This window comes from Kitasatospora sp. NPDC058184, from assembly GCF_042883725.1.
In the GTDB taxonomy this organism is placed as follows: domain Bacteria; phylum Actinomycetota; class Actinomycetes; order Streptomycetales; family Streptomycetaceae; genus Kitasatospora.
Genome location: NZ_JBHVVE010000009.1, coordinates 87989 through 104384, shown reverse-complemented (window position 1 = coordinate 104384; position 16396 = coordinate 87989). Strand labels below are relative to the sequence as shown.

Here is a 16396-nt window from a genome sequence, read left to right as displayed (position 1 = left end):
TCCCGGCCCTCACTCCTCGCGGTGGACGTCCACCAGCACCTTGCCGATGGTCTCCCGCGCGGCCATCGCCCGGTGCGCCCCGGCCACCCCGGACAGCGGGACGGTCCGGTCGATCCGCGCCACCACCCGCTTCTCGGCGGCGAGCCGGAACAGGTGGTCGGCGACGCCCTCGAACAGCGCCCGGTCCGTCAGCACGTGCTTGAGCCAGAAGCCCTGGGCGCCCGCCGAGCGCTCGGTCAGCTCGCCCATCGTGAAGGCGTCCTCCACCCCGCCGCGCGCCCCGACCGACACCAGCCGCCCGAAGGGCGCCAGTCCGGCCAGCCCGGCGCGCAGCACCGGGCCGCCGACCGAGTCGAGGAACAGGTCCAGCCCGCCCGACTCCGCGAGCCGCCCGGCCAGGTCGGGGTCGGCCGGGTCGAGCACGGTGTCGGCGCCCAGCGAGAGCAGGTACTCCCGCTTCTCCGGGGTGGAGGACAGGGCGACCACCCGGCTCGCGCCCAGCTCCCTGGCCAGCTGCACCGCCAGGTGCCCGACCCCGCCGGCGGCCGCGCTCACCCCGACGGCGTCGCCCGGCCGCAGCCGCCCGGCCAGGGTCAGCGCGCCGTAGGCCGTCGCCCCCTGCTCCAGCAGCCCCAGCGCCTGCTCGTCGTCCACGCCGTCCGGCACCTCCACCGTGTGCGCCGCCTCGGGCGCGGCCACGTGGGCGTACCCGCCGCCGGTGCGCAGCAGCGCGACGACCCTCCGGCCGTCCTCCCGGCGCCGCCCGACCACGTCGACGCCGAGCACCGCCGGCAGCGGGAACCTGAGGTACTCGCCGGTGCGGCACTCCAGGTCGGCGTAGTTGAGCCCGGCCAGGGTGACGTCGACCAGCACCCGGCCCGGGCCGGCCTCCGGTTCCGGCACCGTCTCGACGCTCAGCTCCTCCGGGCCGCCGTAGCGGTGGATCAGCGCGGCGCGCATCATTCCGTTCTCCTCCAGGTCGGGACTCATCCGGCGAACAGCGCGAGCAGGGCGCCCTCCAGGGCGCGGGCGGCCTCCGGGCCCTCGGCGACCGCGCAGTACATCACCGAGCCGTCGGCGGGCCCGAAGTCGGAGCTGAACAGCACGCCGGTGCCGCTCTCCCGGTCGAAGGCCAGCCCGGCCGCGCCGATCGCCGCCACGGCCTCGGCGAAGGACGGCACCTTGAGGCCGGCCAGCTCCAGGAGGTGGCGCGAGCCGCGGTGCTCGGGGCGCAGCAGGCGGCCGGCGTAGGCGTGGTGCAGGTGGCTGGAGCCGGTGAGCCGGGCGTTGGTCTCGTGGAAGTAGATCTCGCCCTCGGGGGTCAGCACGGCGTCCGCGCTGACCGTGCCCCGGTAGCCGATCACCCGCAGCGCCTCGCACAGCCGGGCGGCCTCGCGGACGAGTCCGTCCCGGGTGCCGGCGTCCGGGGTGACCGGCGGGGTGATCTCCCCGACCACCACCGGCCGCATGACCATCTCGCCGCAGCCGGAGAGCACGGCGCCCGTGTCCCCGATGACGAACTCGGCGTACAGCGGCGCCGAGTCGGCGAAGTACCGCTCCACCACGACCCGCTGGCCGCGTCCGCCGGTCAGCCAGGTCCACCGCTCGGCCACGTACGCGGCCACCGCCGCCCGGTCCGGCAGCGGCACCACCCGCTCGGCGCCGACCGGCTCCACCTTCTCGTCCCGGGCGAGGATCTCGTTGCCGAGGCCGCCCGCCTGGTACTCGACCTTCACCATCACGCTGTGCCCCCGCGCCAGCAGGTCCTCGATCGCGGCCTCGACCTCCGCGGGCGAGCCGGCCACCCGCCCGGGCGGGATCGGCACCCCGGCGCCGGCGGCCAGCGCCCGGAACCCCGCCTTGCTGTTGACCAGGGCGTTGCCGCCCTGCGCGGCGAAGGGCCGGCCGGGCATGGCGTGCCCGATCCCGAGCGCTTCCGCCAGCTCGGCCACCGCGCCGTTCGGCGAGACGGCCAGCACCTCGTCGACGGCGCGCCCGTCCAGCGCGCGGCGCAGCTCGGCGCGGAAGCCCGGGTCGGCCAGCCGGTCGGCGGTGAGCACCTGGTCGCCGTGGGCGCCGGGCGGCGGCACCACGAAGGCCAGGCTGTCGGCCCGTACGCCGGTCAGCCCGGTGACGTACCCCAGGTACTCCGGGTCGGGGCCCCAGGGCAGCACCAGGACGTCCCCGTCCTCGGCCCACCAGAGCATCCGCTGCGCCCCGCACCCGGCGAACAGCAGCTCCGCCGGGGGTGTCCCGGCGAGGTCGCCGACCATCTCCTCGGTGCGGTTGTTCGCGATGCGGAGCGTCGTCATCTGGTTGAACCCTTCCGGCGTTCGGCGCTGTTGCGGCCCTGGTCCCACGTGCGGCACGGGTGTGGCGTGCGCTACCGGTGTAGCGCACCGGGGTTGTTCTGGTTCGGCGCTCGGTCATTGAACAAAAGGCCGAACAACCGGCGGCCCTCCGGCCCGCGCCGGTCGCCCCCGGAGCGGGCACCGCCCCAGCAGGGCGCACCGGCCCCAGGAGTACCGTGGGTGTGCTGTTCGACCGTCCCGGTCCGTCCGACCCGACCGGCCCGGCTCCATCCGCAGAGAGGGTACGAACTCCCATGACCACCACCGTCGCCGCCTACGCCGTACCGGCCCCCAAGGCCCCGCTGGAACGTACGACCATCGAGCGCCGCGCGGTCGGCGAGCACGACGTGCTGATCGACATCGCCTTCGCCGGCATCTGCCACTCCGACATCCACCAGGCCCACGAGGGCTGGGGCCGGGCGGTCTTCCCCATGGTGCCCGGGCACGAGATCGCGGGCGTCGTCGCCGAGGTCGGCCCCGGCGTCACCGGCTTCGCGGTCGGCGACCGGGTCGGCGTCGGCTGCATGGTCGACTCCTGCCGCACCTGCGACAACTGCCGGGCCGGCCTGGAGCAGTACTGCGACGAGGGCCCGGTGTGGACGTACAACGCCGTCGGCAAGGACGGCCGGCCCACGTACGGCGGCTACGCCAAGACCGTGGTCGTCGACGAGAACTACGTGGTCCGCGTCCCCGAGGCGCTGCCGCTGGACAAGGCCGCGCCGCTGCTGTGCGCGGGCATCACCACCTACTCCCCGCTGCGGCACTGGAACGCGGGCCCCGGGAAGCGGGTCGCCGTGGTGGGCCTCGGCGGGCTCGGCCACATGGGCGTGCAGATAGCCCACGCGCTCGGCGCCGAGGTCACCGTGCTGTCCCAGTCGCTGCGCAAGAAGGACGACGGCCTGCGGCTGGGCGCCGACCACTACTTCGCCACCAGCGACCCGGCGACCTTCCAGAGCCTCGCGGGCACCTTCGACCTCATCCTCAACACCGTCTCCGCGCCGATCGACTTCGCCGCCTACTTCTCCCTGCTGCGCACCGACGGGGCGATGGTCAACGTCGGCCTCCCGGAGGAGCCGCTGGAGGTCGACATCCGGGCGCTGGGCGGCCGGCGCCGCAGCATGAGCTCCTCGGGCATCGGCGGCATCGCCGAGACCCAGGAGATGCTGGACTTCTGCGCCGAGCACGGCGTGGCGGCCGAGATCGAGCTGATCGGCGCCGAGAGGATCAACGAGGCGTACGAGCGGGTCCTCTCCAGCGACGTCCGCTACCGCTTCGTCATCGACACCGCCACCATCTGACGACCGGCCGGGCCGGTCCGGACCCCTTCGGAGGGGCCGTGCGACCGATCCTGGCCACCGCGGCCGCCGGCCGCGTCGTCCGGCGGCACGCCGACCGCTTCACCGGCTGACGACGGCCTCCCGCGGCCCGGACCGCGGGAGGCCGTCGTCAGCTCAGCCGGGGATCAACGCCCCTGGAGGCGCTTGACGTTGTCGCCGAAGCTCCAGCCCTTCGAGCCGTCCCAGTTGATCGACCAGGTCATCAGCCCCTTCAGCGCCCCGCTGAAGGCGTTCCAGGACTGGCCGACCGACCCCGGGTCCATGTAGCCGCCGCCCGCACCGGGCTGGGCCGGCAGGCCGGGCACCTGCTTGTCGTACGGCACCCTGATGGTGGTGCCCTGGATGGTCAGGCCGTTGTTCAGGCAGGTGGTCTGCGCGGTGAAGCCCTGCACGGTGCCGGCCTGGTAGGAGTCGCCGGAGCAGCCGTACATGCTGCCGTTGTAGTACTGCATGTTCAGCCACCACAGCTGCCCGTTGTCGGCGTACTTCTTGACGATCGGCAGGTAGGCGCCCCAGATCGACCCGTAGTTGACGCTGCCGCCGGTGACGTACGCGGTCTCGGGGGCCATCGTCAGGCCGAAGCCCGCGGGCATCTGGGCCAGCACGCCGTCGATGATGCGGATCAGGTTGGCCTGGGAGGCGGACAGCGTGTTGATGTTGCCGCTGCCGGACAGGCCGGTCTCGATGTCGATGTCGATCCCGTCGAAGTTGTACTTCTTGAGGATCGGGACGACGGTCGCCACGAACTTGTCGGCCACCGTGCTGGAGCTCAGGTCGATGCCCGCGGCGGCGCCGCCGATCGACATCAGGATCGTCGCCCCGGCCGCCTTGGCCTGGCACATCTCGGCGGGGGTCGAGACCTTGACGTTGCTGTCCATGCCGTCCTGCCACAGCACGGTGCCGTCCGAGAGGATCACCGGGAAGGCGGCGTTGATGACGTTGTAGCCGTGCGCGGCCATCCGGCTGTCCGTGATGGGGACCCAGCCCATGCCGGGGTGGACGCCGTTCAGGGCGCCGTCCCAGTTCTCCCAGTACCCCTGGAGGACCTTGCCCGACGGCTTGGGCTTCGTGGGGCAGGTGTCGCTCGGCGGCGTCGTGGTGGGCGGCGTCGTCGTCGGAGGCGTGCTGGTGGGCGGGGTGCTGGTCGGCGGCGCCGTCGTCGGCGGCGTGCTGGTCGGCGGCGCGGTGGTCGGGGTGGGGCTGGGGCTGCTGCCGCCGGGGCCGGTGAGCACCACGTCGTCCGCGTAGAACGCGGGCTGCCCGTACCAGCCGTGCAGGAAGACGGTCACCGAGGTGGTGTTCGCCCCGGTGGTGAAGCCGACGCTGAGCTGGCTGTACGAGGGGCTGCTCGCCGTCCAGGTGGAGGCGTTGGTGACGCCGGTGCCGGTGGCGCCCAGGTAGACGTAGCTGCCCTGGACGTAGGCGCTCAGCGTGTACTGGGAGTTGGGCTGCACGCTGATGGTCTGGGTGCACTGGGCGGTGTCCTGGCCGGTCGGCGTGGCCTGGAGCGCGGAGGCGCCGGAGTGGACCGGGCTGCCGACGGCCGCGCCGGAGCCGCCGGAACAGGTCCAGCCGGAGAGCCCGTCCTCGAACCCGGGGTTGGCCACCAGGTTGGGGGTGGCGGCGCCGGCCGTGACGGTGCCCGCCACGGCGATGCCGGCGCCGATCACGGCGGCGGCGCTCACCCCGGCGAGGGAGCGCGTCAGGACGCTCGACCCGTGCCGGGCGCGGCCGGTGCGGGGGGCCTGCGACGCGCGTTCCACGGGCGCCTGCTGCGGGCGTGGACGACTCGGCCTTCGACGGAACATGTGGTGCTCCCTTCCCGCCGAGCGCCATGGACATGACCGACGCGTGGGGGCGCGACGCCCGGCTTGGGTGAGGTGGGGGGACATGTGGGGCTGTGCCGGTCCGGATCGTAGGAGGGGCGGCAGGGCCCGTCAATAGGTCTGGACCATTTAAGGTCTGGACCAATCCCAGAACAGGCCCGCCACCCGGAAGATCGCCGGCCCCTAGACTGACGCCGATCGCCTCGGGAGTCACCCACTCAGGACGTCAACCAGTGGGTCTCCGTGCTCGGCCCAACGGATAAGTCGATAGCGGTCGACCAGGTGTACCCGCGACCGCTCCGCGTTGTCCTGCGCCGCTCGGGTGAAGCCCCCGTTGGTAACGACCACAGCGACGTCAGCACGGTGAATTCTGAACGCCGCACCTGCCACCTCGCGCACGATCTCGGGACCGACGTTCCGCCCGACCTTGGTGTGCTTCGCCTGGACCACGAACTTCTGCTTCATCGGACCGGTCGCAATGCCGTCCGCGGCATTGTCACCGGAGCGACCCGTGGCCTGATGCACGGCGAATCCGTCCCGCTCCAGCAAGGCGGACACCAAGCGCTCGAAAGCGTCCGAAGAAAGGTAGTCGACAGCCACGGCCGGAATCCTTCCCCCCGGCTCGAACAGGGTGGCAGGCTGCTTCTCAAGCAGTGTGATCATCCGCAGTGCCACCCCGGTGATCACCGAGTCCATTTTCGCCAGCACGTCCGAGTGCTCGACCGGAGAGACCCTCCGTCCGACGGGTTCCGTTGGTCGATCGGTCGCCCGACGCCACTCGAAGCACGAGTCCCAGTACACACGCTCGAGTTCGACCAACGGAGGACGCATCGCCAGAAGCTCCTGCTCCTCCCGGCTCAACCAGTAGCGAACCTCGGTCCGCTGGACTCGCAGGTAGCTCTCGCAGGCGGCCATGACGGGCGTGGCGTCCTTGGCCACGAGACTCAGGTGATGCTGGACGTCCGCAGCTATGTTCAGGAGGGTGTCGGTCAGGGCTGCAGTGTCGATGAGCCTCGCCCGATACTCCCCCGTCGAGCGCGTCCAGCCAACCCCCTTGCCGATGCGCCGAAGAAATGCGATCACCAGCGGAAAAAGTTCGCCGTAATCACTGAAGGACACGGTCTCCTTGAGGTAGCGGTCGTGGACGCCGCACCCCCCGAGGGCCATCAGCTCATCACAAGGTTTAGTTATCAGATCTTCCACATGCGAAGGATATCGTTCGCCGCTGACACGCCCGGCACCACTGCCGAGGCCGCAGGATCGTACGGACCACCGAGGCGGCGGTCCGGTGCATTTGGCGACAAACCCCGGCTCGCTCGCCGCCGGACGCCGCGCCCGGGGGCGGCGCCCGGCAGGTCGTCAGCAGTCGAACAACAGCAGCTGCTCCGGTTCCTCCTCCTCCGGATCATCCTCCAGACTGACCGCCTCCTGCCGGTCCGGGTCCGGATCCACGGCCCCGTCCCGCCCATCGTCCAACGGGTCAGGCGCGGTCTCCGCCTCCTCCAGTAGCGACTCCGCCGCTGCCCTGGTCGGCAGTACATACTCCTGCCCGAGCCCCGCCAAGTGCAGCGGCAACGGATGGGCGAGCGCCTGCGGATAGTCCGGCGGTTGACGCAGCAGATGGGCCGCGAGGGCCAACGCCTGCGGGTCGTCCCCGTCCTCCCGGTGGCAGCCGAGCACGGCGAGCTCCACCAACGCCGGCATCCAGCCGGGGATGCCGGTGTCGATCGTGGCCTCGCCCTTTCGCTTCCCCTGAGTCAGCGGCCGGGTCGCCAGCTTGTCGGCCTGGACTGCGGAGCTCTGGAACTGAACCGGCTTCGGCGTCGTGCTGTAGAAGACCCGGCCGGATGCTGAACCCTCCGGGATCCACAGGTGCGCGGCGATACCGTTGGGACCGTCGCCCGGGTTGACCCCCCACCATTGCGGGGTCTCTCGTCCCCTGCCGGTCCGCACGCGCACCAGCCGCAGGTCGGGGTGGAGAGGACGGGCTGGAGCATGGCCGTCGCGGATCCGATCCGGTTCCGTCCGTCCGTCCTGCCACCAGGTCCAGTGCGATCGGGCGTTGACCGCATCGACCAGCAGCACCGTCGGCTCCCGTCGTAGGGATGCTCGGACCTGCTGCAGCCACTCCTCCGCCTTCCGCCGCTGCTCGTCCCGGTTCACCCGCCAACTCGGCCGTCGGGCCGCGTCGCCCTCTTCCCGCGGCTCGGGCACGATCGGGGTGATCTCCGCCTGCCGGGTCAGTCGGATCAGCATCGTCGGATACGGGACCCAGTCCCCGACACCGCCATCGGCCTCCGGGTCCCATCCCTGAACCCTGGCGAGCCCACTGCCGGGGCGCTCCGGCGTGACCAACACCGCGACCGGTACGTGCGCCGGCCACTTCGTCCTCGACGAGCGGTTCTTGCGCACCATCCAGACCGCCGCCCACCGCATCCCGGCTGGTACCCCTTCGGCCAGGCCGTGCTCGGGATGCACGCGGGCACCCAGCTGTCGCAGTCCGTCATCCCAGGCCATCAGGGCTCGGTGCGGCAGGTTGGTTACCGAGTTGTAGCCCTTGACCTTCAGCGGCGAGGCGATGAACTGGGTGACGTAGCCCGCGTCCGCGCACCCGAGGCGCAGTGCGAACTTGGGGTCGCGGTCGCGGGCGAAGTCCTCGGGTCGCGCAATCTCGACCAGCGTGAGCCCGGCCTCCTTCCCCGTTCGATCCGCCGACAACCATTCGCCGGTCTGCCGACGACGCGCCCGGATCGCCGCGTCCACCGCTTCGCGGGTGTGCCGGCGCCCCTCCGGAAGATCCAGACCTGCGGTGAGCGAGATGCCGTTCCGCTCGTCGGTCCGGATCACCGGGCGAAGGCAACGGACCCGAACGACCAGCTCCGGGGCCTGCCACTCGTGGACCACGGGACTTCCCGGACCTGCCGCCTCGTACGAGGTCTCGCTGAACGAGCCCCCGTCACCCTTCAGGCCGAGCCGTAGGCACAGCGCCTTCAACGCCGCTTCCCGAAGGTCCGCCGACTGCCACAGCAACCGGGCCTCCAGTACCGGCCGGTCGTCCGCTCCCGCCCCGCCGAGACCGGCAACGGCGTACGCGACCGCCGTCCTCCGCTCCGTGCAGCGGCGGGCCTCTTCCTCCTCCTTGGCCGTCTTCCGCACAGCGGCGGGCGGGGCGTTCGTCGGCTTCGGCCCGGCCAGCGACGTGGGCACCAGCTGATGGGCGACCCTCAACTCCTCGGGTAGCGCCGCCACCGCCCACTCGGTGAGCTGGGAACACTGGTGAGGCATGAGCCCCGCCTTGACCTCGTGCCGCCCCATTCCGTTGCGGTAGACGACGGCCGCACGGGCGTCGCGGGTGAGCCAGCCCTCCGGGTCGGTCAGCAGCTGCTCGGGGCCGGGGAAGGGCTCGCCCACCGCGAGGCCCTCCAGCAGACGTGCCGGCCCACCGTTCGCCCAGCCGTCGACGTACTCCTCCCGCTCGCGATCGTATCCGCGCGCGAGCTGCGCGACCGCGAAGCGTTCGCTCAACGGCACTCCCGGCAGCACCGGGACCGTCGGCCGCAACAGGACGGTGGTGTTCGATCCGGACGGGATCCACAGTCGGCCGGTCGTCTGCGTGGTCCGGGTCGCCCAGCGGCGGATCGACCAGTGCAGGTGGAACCTCGGCAGCGGCTCGAACGGAATCGTCTGCAGGGTGATGTTCAGGACCACCGAGAACCACCAGGTGCCCTTGCCGGGCTCGGGCTCGAACGGGAGAGGCTGGGAGACCAGTTCGGCACCCTTGTCACGCGGGCCACGGGGCATGGCCCGGAACCGCAAGTGTCCGCCCTCGAAGGAGTACGGTTCGAGGGCCAGGACCCGCCGGGCCAGCCAGTCGGTGGTGAGGGTGAACTGATGGAAGTCGGGCGCCGCCGTGCCACCAGACGTGGCCCCGGTCGACAACAGCTCGCGGGTCACCGGCTCCCAGGTCGGCGGATGGGCACGCAGTTCGGCCCGGACGTCACGCAGTAGCGCCCGGTGTTCCGGCTCCGGTCGCAACTCGCCCAGCCATCGGTCGAGCAAGGTGGTCAGGACGGGAGCGGGCAGGGGGTCGGGGCTGTCCTCCACCGCGTACAACCAGCGGGCGGGAGTGCCCTCGGCCCGGTCGTGGAAGGGCCTCGGCATCGCCAGCACGTCCGGCGCGTACGCCTGCAGCACCTGCTCGAGTCGACGGGTCGGTACCGTGCGCCACGGCTCGGCATCGACGCCGCGGCCCGCGTTGCACAGGTCGAGGATCGCGTCGCGCCACTCCTCGGGGAAGGGCAACGCCCGGTAGCGGGCGATGTGGGAGACCTCGGTGTCGCGGGGCGCCCAGGCAGTGGTGTGCACCGCGCGGTAGTTGACCGGCATGGTGTGGTTCCTCTCGGAGGCTCGGTGGTTCAGTGGTGGGAGAGGCCGCACAAGGCTTTGTAGAACGGCTCGTACAACAGCCGCGCCAGTTCGGCGTCGGCCGGATCGGCGGTGGGAGAACCGGCGAAGTACGGGGCGAGGACGGCACCCAGTGCCTTCAGCAGGCCGTCCACCTCGGGCATGGTGATCGCCTGGTCTCCCGGCGACAGCGCACGTGCCAGCCTCGGTGCGAAGGCCGCGTCCACGAAGACCACCCGGGCCGGCACTCCGCCTCGCACCAGGCGGCCGATGACCTGCCACATGGTGACAAGCTGGTCCCAGGCGAAGGCCCGCTTCTCCCAGGCGGGCAGGAAGGAGTACACGTACCGGCGGGAGAGCAACCGCCGCCACTCCTCACGGCCTTCGTGCCGCAACAACTGCCCGGCTTCGGCCAACGAGGCCGCCTCTGCGACCAGCTTCGAGAAGGTGGCGGGCCCGCGACGGTTGTCCGACCTCGGCAGGTCCCGGACGAAGCGGGTGATCCAGTCGTTGATCGCGAAGATCGACAGGGCCAGGTCATCGGGGCGCGGGTGCGGGCGGACGAGGAACAACGTAGTTCCGAACGCGGCCTTGCCCTGCGAGTTGAGGATATTGTGACCGCGTTCCACTGCCAGTAGCGGTGCCACCAGGACCTCCGCCTCTGTGTCGTCGGCGAACAGCGACAAGTCCCCCCGACGCAACACGGCCGACTCCTCGCCTTCCGTGGCCAGGCCGGTTCCGTACAGGGAGAGGGCAAGGTCGGCGTCGTCCGGCACCAACACCCGAACTCGGCCACGCCACCGCTCCTCGGACTCCAGCGTGTCCGCGACCGCGTACGCCTCCCGGTAACTGCCGACCAGGAGCAGCGCCCTCTTGCGGAGGTTGTCGGGTACGCGAGCCAGCTCCTGGTCCAACGGACTGCCCAGGCCGGGGACATGCCCGGCGAGCTTCGCCGCCATGGCCCGTGCCTGCGCCAGGCGGTCCTTGGGCCGGGTGCCGGAGAGGCTCATGGGTTTGCCATCGTCGTACAGGAAGTGCGTGCTGAAGCGGCTCTCAGCCACGGCTGCCAACGACTTCGGGGACGGTTTGAGGACGGCACCCACCGGCGCGAGAACGTGGGCGCGCGTCGACTCACCGGCCCAACTGGTGCCCGACATCAGGATCACGTGGGGTCCGCCGCGGCCGACGGCGGGGTTCGCACCGAAGTCCTGGAGCCGCAGGAGCAGCTCACGGCCGACTCCGGCGCACCGGAAGAACCGCAGTGTCCCACCCGACCGTCCGTCGAGGTCCTGCTCCTGCTCATCGGGGAGGTACTGAAACCCCAGGACGTTGCCCATCGGGGCCTCGGGCACCACTGGCGCGTAGTCCAACGGAGCACGGCGGGCGAGTTCCTTGCCCTGGGCATCGAGCCGAAGAGCCGCCTCCACCTGCGGCCACAGGATGGTGAGGCGGTCCAGGCGTTGGTGCAGGGCGCTGAGCAGCAACATGAAGCCGACCCGGCGGCAGGTGGTGTCCCACCACTCCTCGTCGCGGTCACCCGGTGAGGAGGGTTCGGGTGTGTAGGCGAGAAGTCGACTCACGGTCACGCGAAGCCGGTCCCGGGTGTGCGTGGGCAACAGGCTGTGAAGGAGGTCCCGGGCGGTGTCGATCAGGGAGTCGGTGAGCGTGCCGTACGGCCCTCGGTCACCGAACGGGTCGTCACGGAAGGCGTCGAGGAGCGCGGTCAGTTCGGTGCGACGCGGGTCCGTGACGGACTCGGGTGCATCGCCCACACCGCCGGCCTCGCCCTCGACGTCGTCGTACCCCGCGTACAACTCCGTCTCATCGTCCTCGGCGTCGGCCGTCCCGACGCCGAACCACTCGTCCAGCAGCTTCTGCTGAAGCGTCCACGGACTGAAGTAGTCGATGTCGGCCCAATCCCGGATGTCGGTCTCGGTGATCAGCTGGCGGCAGAGCGGATCCACGGCCATGGTGACCCCACCGAGGGCCGTGTTCCACTGCTGGACCTGGCGGTCGGTCAACGGCAGCCGAGCCTTCCGGCACAACTCCTCGATCTTGTGGGTGTGCAGCCGATCGAGCCAGGACTCCAGGTCGGGCTGTACCAGGGTAGCCGACGGGGCGAAGATCTGGTCGAGTCGCATCTGCACGTTGTCGGCCTCGTCGACGAAGATGATGTCGCTCCGCAGACACGCCAGTTCCAGCTGCCGCAGGCGCTCGTCATTCAGGTGGGCAGCTACGGGACTCTGCACCAGGCTCGCCGGGTTCGCCACCCAGACCAGCGCGTCGACCTGTGCCCGTGCCGCGTTGTGGCGGGGACAACGTGCCCACACCGGACAACCGTTGGGGGTGCCGTGCGGCTCCTCCTCGGCCCTCGACGGAGCGGGGGCCACTGGCAGCGGCTCCCGCAGCACCTCCAGGAGGTCGATCGGGTCCTGCTCCGTCTCGGGGACGACGCGTTCAGGGAAGAGCGTGGTGCACGGCGCGTCCGCGAAGCGAAGGGGTTCCGCGCTCTCGACCCCCCGCAGGCCGCTCACCACGCACACGGTGCTCAGCTCGTCGAAGGCCCGGTCGTCATGGTCCAGCAGGTTGTCCAGGCCACGCGACGCGAGGCGCCGGTGCAACCGCTGCACGTGTGTTTCCCGGGTGCTGGTGCCCAGGAGCGGCACCACCGACACCCCGAGGCCGGCGAAGACCTCGCACAATCGGAGCTGTTCGGCCGCGTCGCCGACCACGATGGTCGTCCGCAACGGAGTGGGCCGCAGCGCCCCCCAGACCGCCGTGACCGTCATCAGGGTGCTCTTCCCAGCACCCACCATTCCGACCATGTGGAGCAGCCCGTCCAGGGGAAGCTCGTCGCGGTCCTCGAAGGCGGATCCGTCCGTGTCTCGCAGGGCAATCGTCAGTTCGGCCATCCTGCGTTCCCAGTTCCCCGGTCGAGCCGCCCCGCTGTCCCGCTCGGCCTCGTCCATCCACCGGGCGATCTGGAGCAGTTCCGCCTTGCTCACGGTTCTGGGCTCCGACCTGCCTGCACGGAGGGCGTCCAGGTCATGACCGACGGGCCGTTCGAACACCAGGTCTTCAGGGATCTCCACGGAGGACGCCCGTCGCTGCTCACGGAACGTGCTGCGGCCGGCCGGTGCCAGCGACAGCGGACGCCGGACGAAGTCGGGCAGCCGTGCCAGGGCATCGTCGTAGCAGGAGATCCTGTCAGGGGCCACAACGGACAACAACGACTGTGGTGCCCCGGCTTCGGACGGTTCCGGCAGCCGGTAGGCGCGAACGTGCTCCGGCACCTGCCGGTACGTTTCCAGCGCCTGCCGCCAGGCGTGACCGCGCCGGTACGTCCACAGCAGATGGCGGGTCGTGGCCAACAGGGCCTCGTCCTTTGCCGTCGCGAATCCGGCGGCGCGCGCGAACGGGTAGCCCCCGAAGAGCGTGTAGGCCCCCTCGGCTCGCTCCCCCGGCGCGACGCGCTCCAGCACCCTGAGGCCGAGCTCGACCTGGCACACATGGGCCGGGGTCACCCCTTCCGGGACGCCCGGCAGACCGCCCCAGACCCGCGCCAACTCCCGGCTCACCGGCCGGTGCCAGCTGTTCCGGTCACGCACCACGTGTTCCTTTCACTCCTCCGAGGCGCCGCGCGGCACGCGCGACCAGCTCGGTGTCGGTCAGTAGCACCAGTTCGGCGGTGCTCTCCGCGCGCCCCCGCTCGAATGCCGCGAGATAATCGGGACGCCTGTCGACTCGGTGTCGGGGGACCACCCAGAACGCCTTGTCGTAGGACGGTTCCTGAGGAACCGCTCGGGCTTCCCTGCCAAGGAAGAACGGATTGGCCCGGTCCTTCACACCCACCGCCCACCGATGCCCGTCCGGGAAGGTGATCAAGAGATCGTAGGCGTCGCACCCGGGCCACATCTCGACATCGAGCCCCAGCGCGCGCAGGTCCCGCTCCAGCTCTACCTCGGCCCTGCCCGGCCCGGTCACGAACTGGCGCAGCGACCGCTCCAACTGCAGCACGACACCCACGTCCGCGGCCTCGAGCACCTGCCCAGACGGTGGCGTGCCCAGCCCCCGGCACCGGTCCCGTTCGCACCACCACTCATCCGCTCCCAGCGGCACCAACAACGTCAGACAGCGCCCGCAGGCCCGGTAGGAACCGTCCCGCTGGTACGCCTCCGGAGCAGGTCGGTAGATGAGCCGGACGAGCTCGTGGACCGGCTCCAGAACCATGTTCCCGAGTACCTCGAACATCCCGGCAGCGGTCAGGACCGGCTGCCGCACCAGCAGGCTTCGGAAGGCGGTGTAGGCCTGCTCCTCGCCGTACTGCCGGCAGAGGCCCAACGCGGCGCCGATCACCTGGCGATCCCGATGCCGCAACGCCGGATCCGGCGCCCGGTCGACCCACTCGTGACAGAGCTCGCTGGGCCGCCCCGACTGCTCGTCCAGCAGGCGGTCCCCCGGACCCACCACGTCCGGTGGCAACCGCAACGGCCAGTCCTCCAGCGGGGTTTCACGGCAGCGCTCCACCAGTTCCGTGAGGGAGGCGGGCGGGACCTCGCCGTGCAACAGGCAGACGACGGCCGTGCGGTCCAGGGCGTGCTGAGCAACCGCCGGATAGGGCAGCTTGAAGCGGTCGAGATCCCCCTGACGCTCCAGCTCGCACATGGCACGGGCCAGTGTCCTCAGCAACGGCACACCGTCGTACGCGGTCCACGACAGGAGGGATTCCGGCAACGCTGCACCGGCACGGTCACTCATTCTCGGCCCCCTCGGTGCGAGCGCGGCCCGTGGCGCACCAGCGCAGCGCCTCGCACTCCCCACAGTCGAAGCCCGCACGCGGTGCCGCCGCGTAGGCGGTGTCCGCCGCCCAAGCAGCCGTGTAGGACTCCAGCACCGCACGCGCCGCCGAGACGTGTCCAGGATCGGCCGGGCTCAGCTCCTCCTCGGAGGCGCCGTCGGTCCGGAGGACCTCCAATTCCACGCGCGAGCGCCGCAGGTCGCCGCCGAGAGCTCCCGACTCCATCAGCAGGACTCCGAGGGCGAGCTGGGGGTAGCGTTCCAAGAGCGTCGGGCGGCCTCTAGGGGGCCGTGCCGAGGTCTTGGTCTCACGCAGCACCACACCGCCCCGTTCGGTGTGGAGGAGGTCGCAATCCGCGACCACGACGACATCGGCCTTCGGGTCGTACACCGTCAAACGCTTCTGCGGCACGCACCGCTCGCCCTGGTCGATCCGGTCGAACGGGCAGTGCCGCCGGTGCTGGCGGATCATCTCGCGGGCACCGTCCAGCTCGTGCTCGTCGAGCCCCGGCAGCGCGGTCGGCAGAGGGACACGGCGGCAGGGCACCCTGGCCGGGTCGGCATGCCGCTCGTTCAACCAGGCGTCCACCGCCCGGCCGCGCCGGATCGCCAGGCTCTCACGGCCTCCGGGACGGAGCTTGAGCACCCGGGTGAGGTAGTAGCGGGCCGGACAGTCGCGGTGGGTCCGGAGGTCGGAGACCGAGACCGTTCGCCGTTTACGGGGCTGGGCGGGCCTGCTCACACCCAGCAGACCGGGAGCTCGCCGCACGCTCGGGCAGGAGTGCAGCAGCTTGCACTTCACGCAGTCCTGGTTCGGACGGCGCCCCCGACCGTCCAACACCTCGGAGATGCGCGGACCGACATGCCGCTCGAACAGCCCACGGACCTCGTCGACGCTCCAGTCGGCAACGACGCCGGTGTCCCCGTCGCGAAGGAGGCGCACGCTTCCGTCCGCCAACCCCACGCCGAGCACCCGCACCCGGCCAGGCCGCCGGGGAATCGGCCGGCGAGGCCTCCACCTCTCGTAGTAGTAGTCGGCGTCCGTCGGGTCGCCCAGAGCCAGGACCGATGCCGCGGCCACGAGTTCGGACAACGGGCGGATGGGCCGGGCCGTGCCGAGGGACGGGATCCACAGCTCGCGAACGGCACCGTCGACGGACGCGTACTGCCTGCCCCATGCCGAGAGCTCGTACTGATCCACACCTCGGCCGTCAGGACGGTCACCACCGTTGAACGCGATCCAACGCGACATGACCGGGACCGTCTGCGGACAGGCCGCTGGATCGCGCCGGCGTTGCTCGGTCCCATGGGCGACCAGGTAGCCGGCGGCGGCCTCCACTGCCCACGCCCGGTGTGCCGGCAGACAGGACGCCAGTTGCCTTCCCGCGTATGTGCTCGCACCCGGCTCGACGCCCCCATGGAACTCAGCAGCGTCCACCAGGATCTCCCACGGCAGGAACGGGAAGTCCGGCAGCGGGCTGTGCGAACGCGGCGGCTTCGGGGATTCCGTCAGCAACACACGCGCCTGCAGGGCCCGTTGGGTCGGGCAGGCCTCGGCTTCATCCCGCAGCAGAGGCAACCCGAGACGGACAAGACCAGGGTCCCCGGCGACCCCGGGGGGATTCTCCCAAGACGACACGACCGCACCTCTCGTGACGACCAGTTATCTGACATCACAAGA

The 16396-nt window shown here is 71.1% G+C and carries 9 protein-coding genes; 1 reads left to right on the top strand and 8 read right to left on the bottom strand.

Annotated elements, in window-relative coordinates:
- Window positions 1-9: 9 nt before the first annotated feature.
- Together ACFVXH_RS18925 and ACFVXH_RS18920 are read right to left on the bottom strand one after the other, a co-directional pair.
- The gene (locus ACFVXH_RS18925; RefSeq protein ID WP_259316347.1) at window positions 10-990 is read right to left on the bottom strand and encodes a zinc-binding dehydrogenase; all 981 of its coding nucleotides are present in this window, start codon (window positions 988-990) and stop codon (window positions 10-12) included.
- Window positions 987-2312 (bottom strand): peptide ligase PGM1-related protein, encoded by a 1326-nt coding sequence (locus ACFVXH_RS18920; RefSeq protein WP_387825136.1) that lies wholly within the window; start codon window positions 2310-2312, stop codon window positions 987-989. The genes ACFVXH_RS18925 and ACFVXH_RS18920 overlap by 4 nt, the downstream gene beginning before the upstream one ends.
- Window positions 2313-2605: 293 nt before the next feature.
- Here ACFVXH_RS18920 and ACFVXH_RS18915 point away from each other — a divergent pair, with 293 nt between their 5' ends.
- Window positions 2606-3649, top strand: coding sequence for an NAD(P)-dependent alcohol dehydrogenase (locus tag ACFVXH_RS18915; RefSeq protein ID WP_049651744.1), 1044 nt, complete (start codon window positions 2606-2608; stop codon window positions 3647-3649).
- Between the two features lie 164 nt (window positions 3650-3813).
- On the opposite strand, the gene ACFVXH_RS18910 is transcribed toward ACFVXH_RS18915, so the two are convergent.
- The 6 genes from ACFVXH_RS18910 to ACFVXH_RS18885 all read right to left on the bottom strand — a co-directional run bounded on the left by ACFVXH_RS18910 (window position 3814) and on the right by ACFVXH_RS18885 (window position 16231).
- On the bottom strand, window positions 3814-5451 hold the full coding sequence (locus ACFVXH_RS18910; RefSeq protein WP_387825133.1) for a carbohydrate binding domain-containing protein: 1638 nt from the start codon (window positions 5449-5451) through the stop codon (window positions 3814-3816).
- Between the two features lie 273 nt (window positions 5452-5724).
- Complete coding sequence (locus ACFVXH_RS18905; RefSeq protein ID WP_387825130.1) at window positions 5725-6717, bottom strand: restriction endonuclease; 993 nt, start codon at window positions 6715-6717, stop codon at window positions 5725-5727.
- 156 nt (window positions 6718-6873) lie between these two features.
- A complete protein-coding gene (locus tag ACFVXH_RS18900) occupies window positions 6874-9900 on the bottom strand; it encodes a pPIWI_RE module domain-containing protein (RefSeq protein WP_387825127.1) in 3027 nt (1008 codons plus the stop codon).
- A 29-nt stretch (window positions 9901-9929) separates the two neighbouring features.
- Window positions 9930-13526 carry a hypothetical protein gene (locus ACFVXH_RS18895; protein ID WP_387825124.1) on the bottom strand — a complete coding sequence of 1199 codons (3597 nt, stop codon included), beginning with the start codon at window positions 13524-13526 and terminating at the stop codon, window positions 9930-9932.
- Complete coding sequence (locus ACFVXH_RS18890; protein ID WP_387825121.1) at window positions 13519-14676, bottom strand: hypothetical protein; 1158 nt, start codon at window positions 14674-14676, stop codon at window positions 13519-13521. The genes ACFVXH_RS18895 and ACFVXH_RS18890 overlap by 8 nt, the downstream gene beginning before the upstream one ends.
- On the bottom strand, window positions 14669-16231 hold the full coding sequence (locus ACFVXH_RS18885; protein WP_387825118.1) for a PD-(D/E)XK nuclease family protein: 1563 nt from the start codon (window positions 16229-16231) through the stop codon (window positions 14669-14671). Before ACFVXH_RS18885 ends, ACFVXH_RS18890 begins: the two co-directional genes overlap by 8 nt.
- Between the last annotated feature and the right edge of the window lie 165 nt (window positions 16232-16396).

Coding starts and splice junctions, on each gene's coding strand:
- ACFVXH_RS18900 (WP_387825127.1), bottom strand. CDS start 9,900: ATGCCGGTCAACTACCGCGCGGTGCACACCACTGCCTGGGCGCCCCGC.
- ACFVXH_RS18920 (WP_387825136.1), bottom strand. CDS start 2,312: ATGACGACGCTCCGCATCGCGAACAACCGCACCGAGGAGATGGTCGGC.
- ACFVXH_RS18890 (WP_387825121.1), bottom strand. CDS start 14,676: ATGAGTGACCGTGCCGGTGCAGCGTTGCCGGAATCCCTCCTGTCGTGG.
- ACFVXH_RS18915 (WP_049651744.1), top strand. CDS start 2,606: ATGACCACCACCGTCGCCGCCTACGCCGTACCGGCCCCCAAGGCCCCG.
- ACFVXH_RS18925 (WP_259316347.1), bottom strand. CDS start 990: ATGAGTCCCGACCTGGAGGAGAACGGAATGATGCGCGCCGCGCTGATC.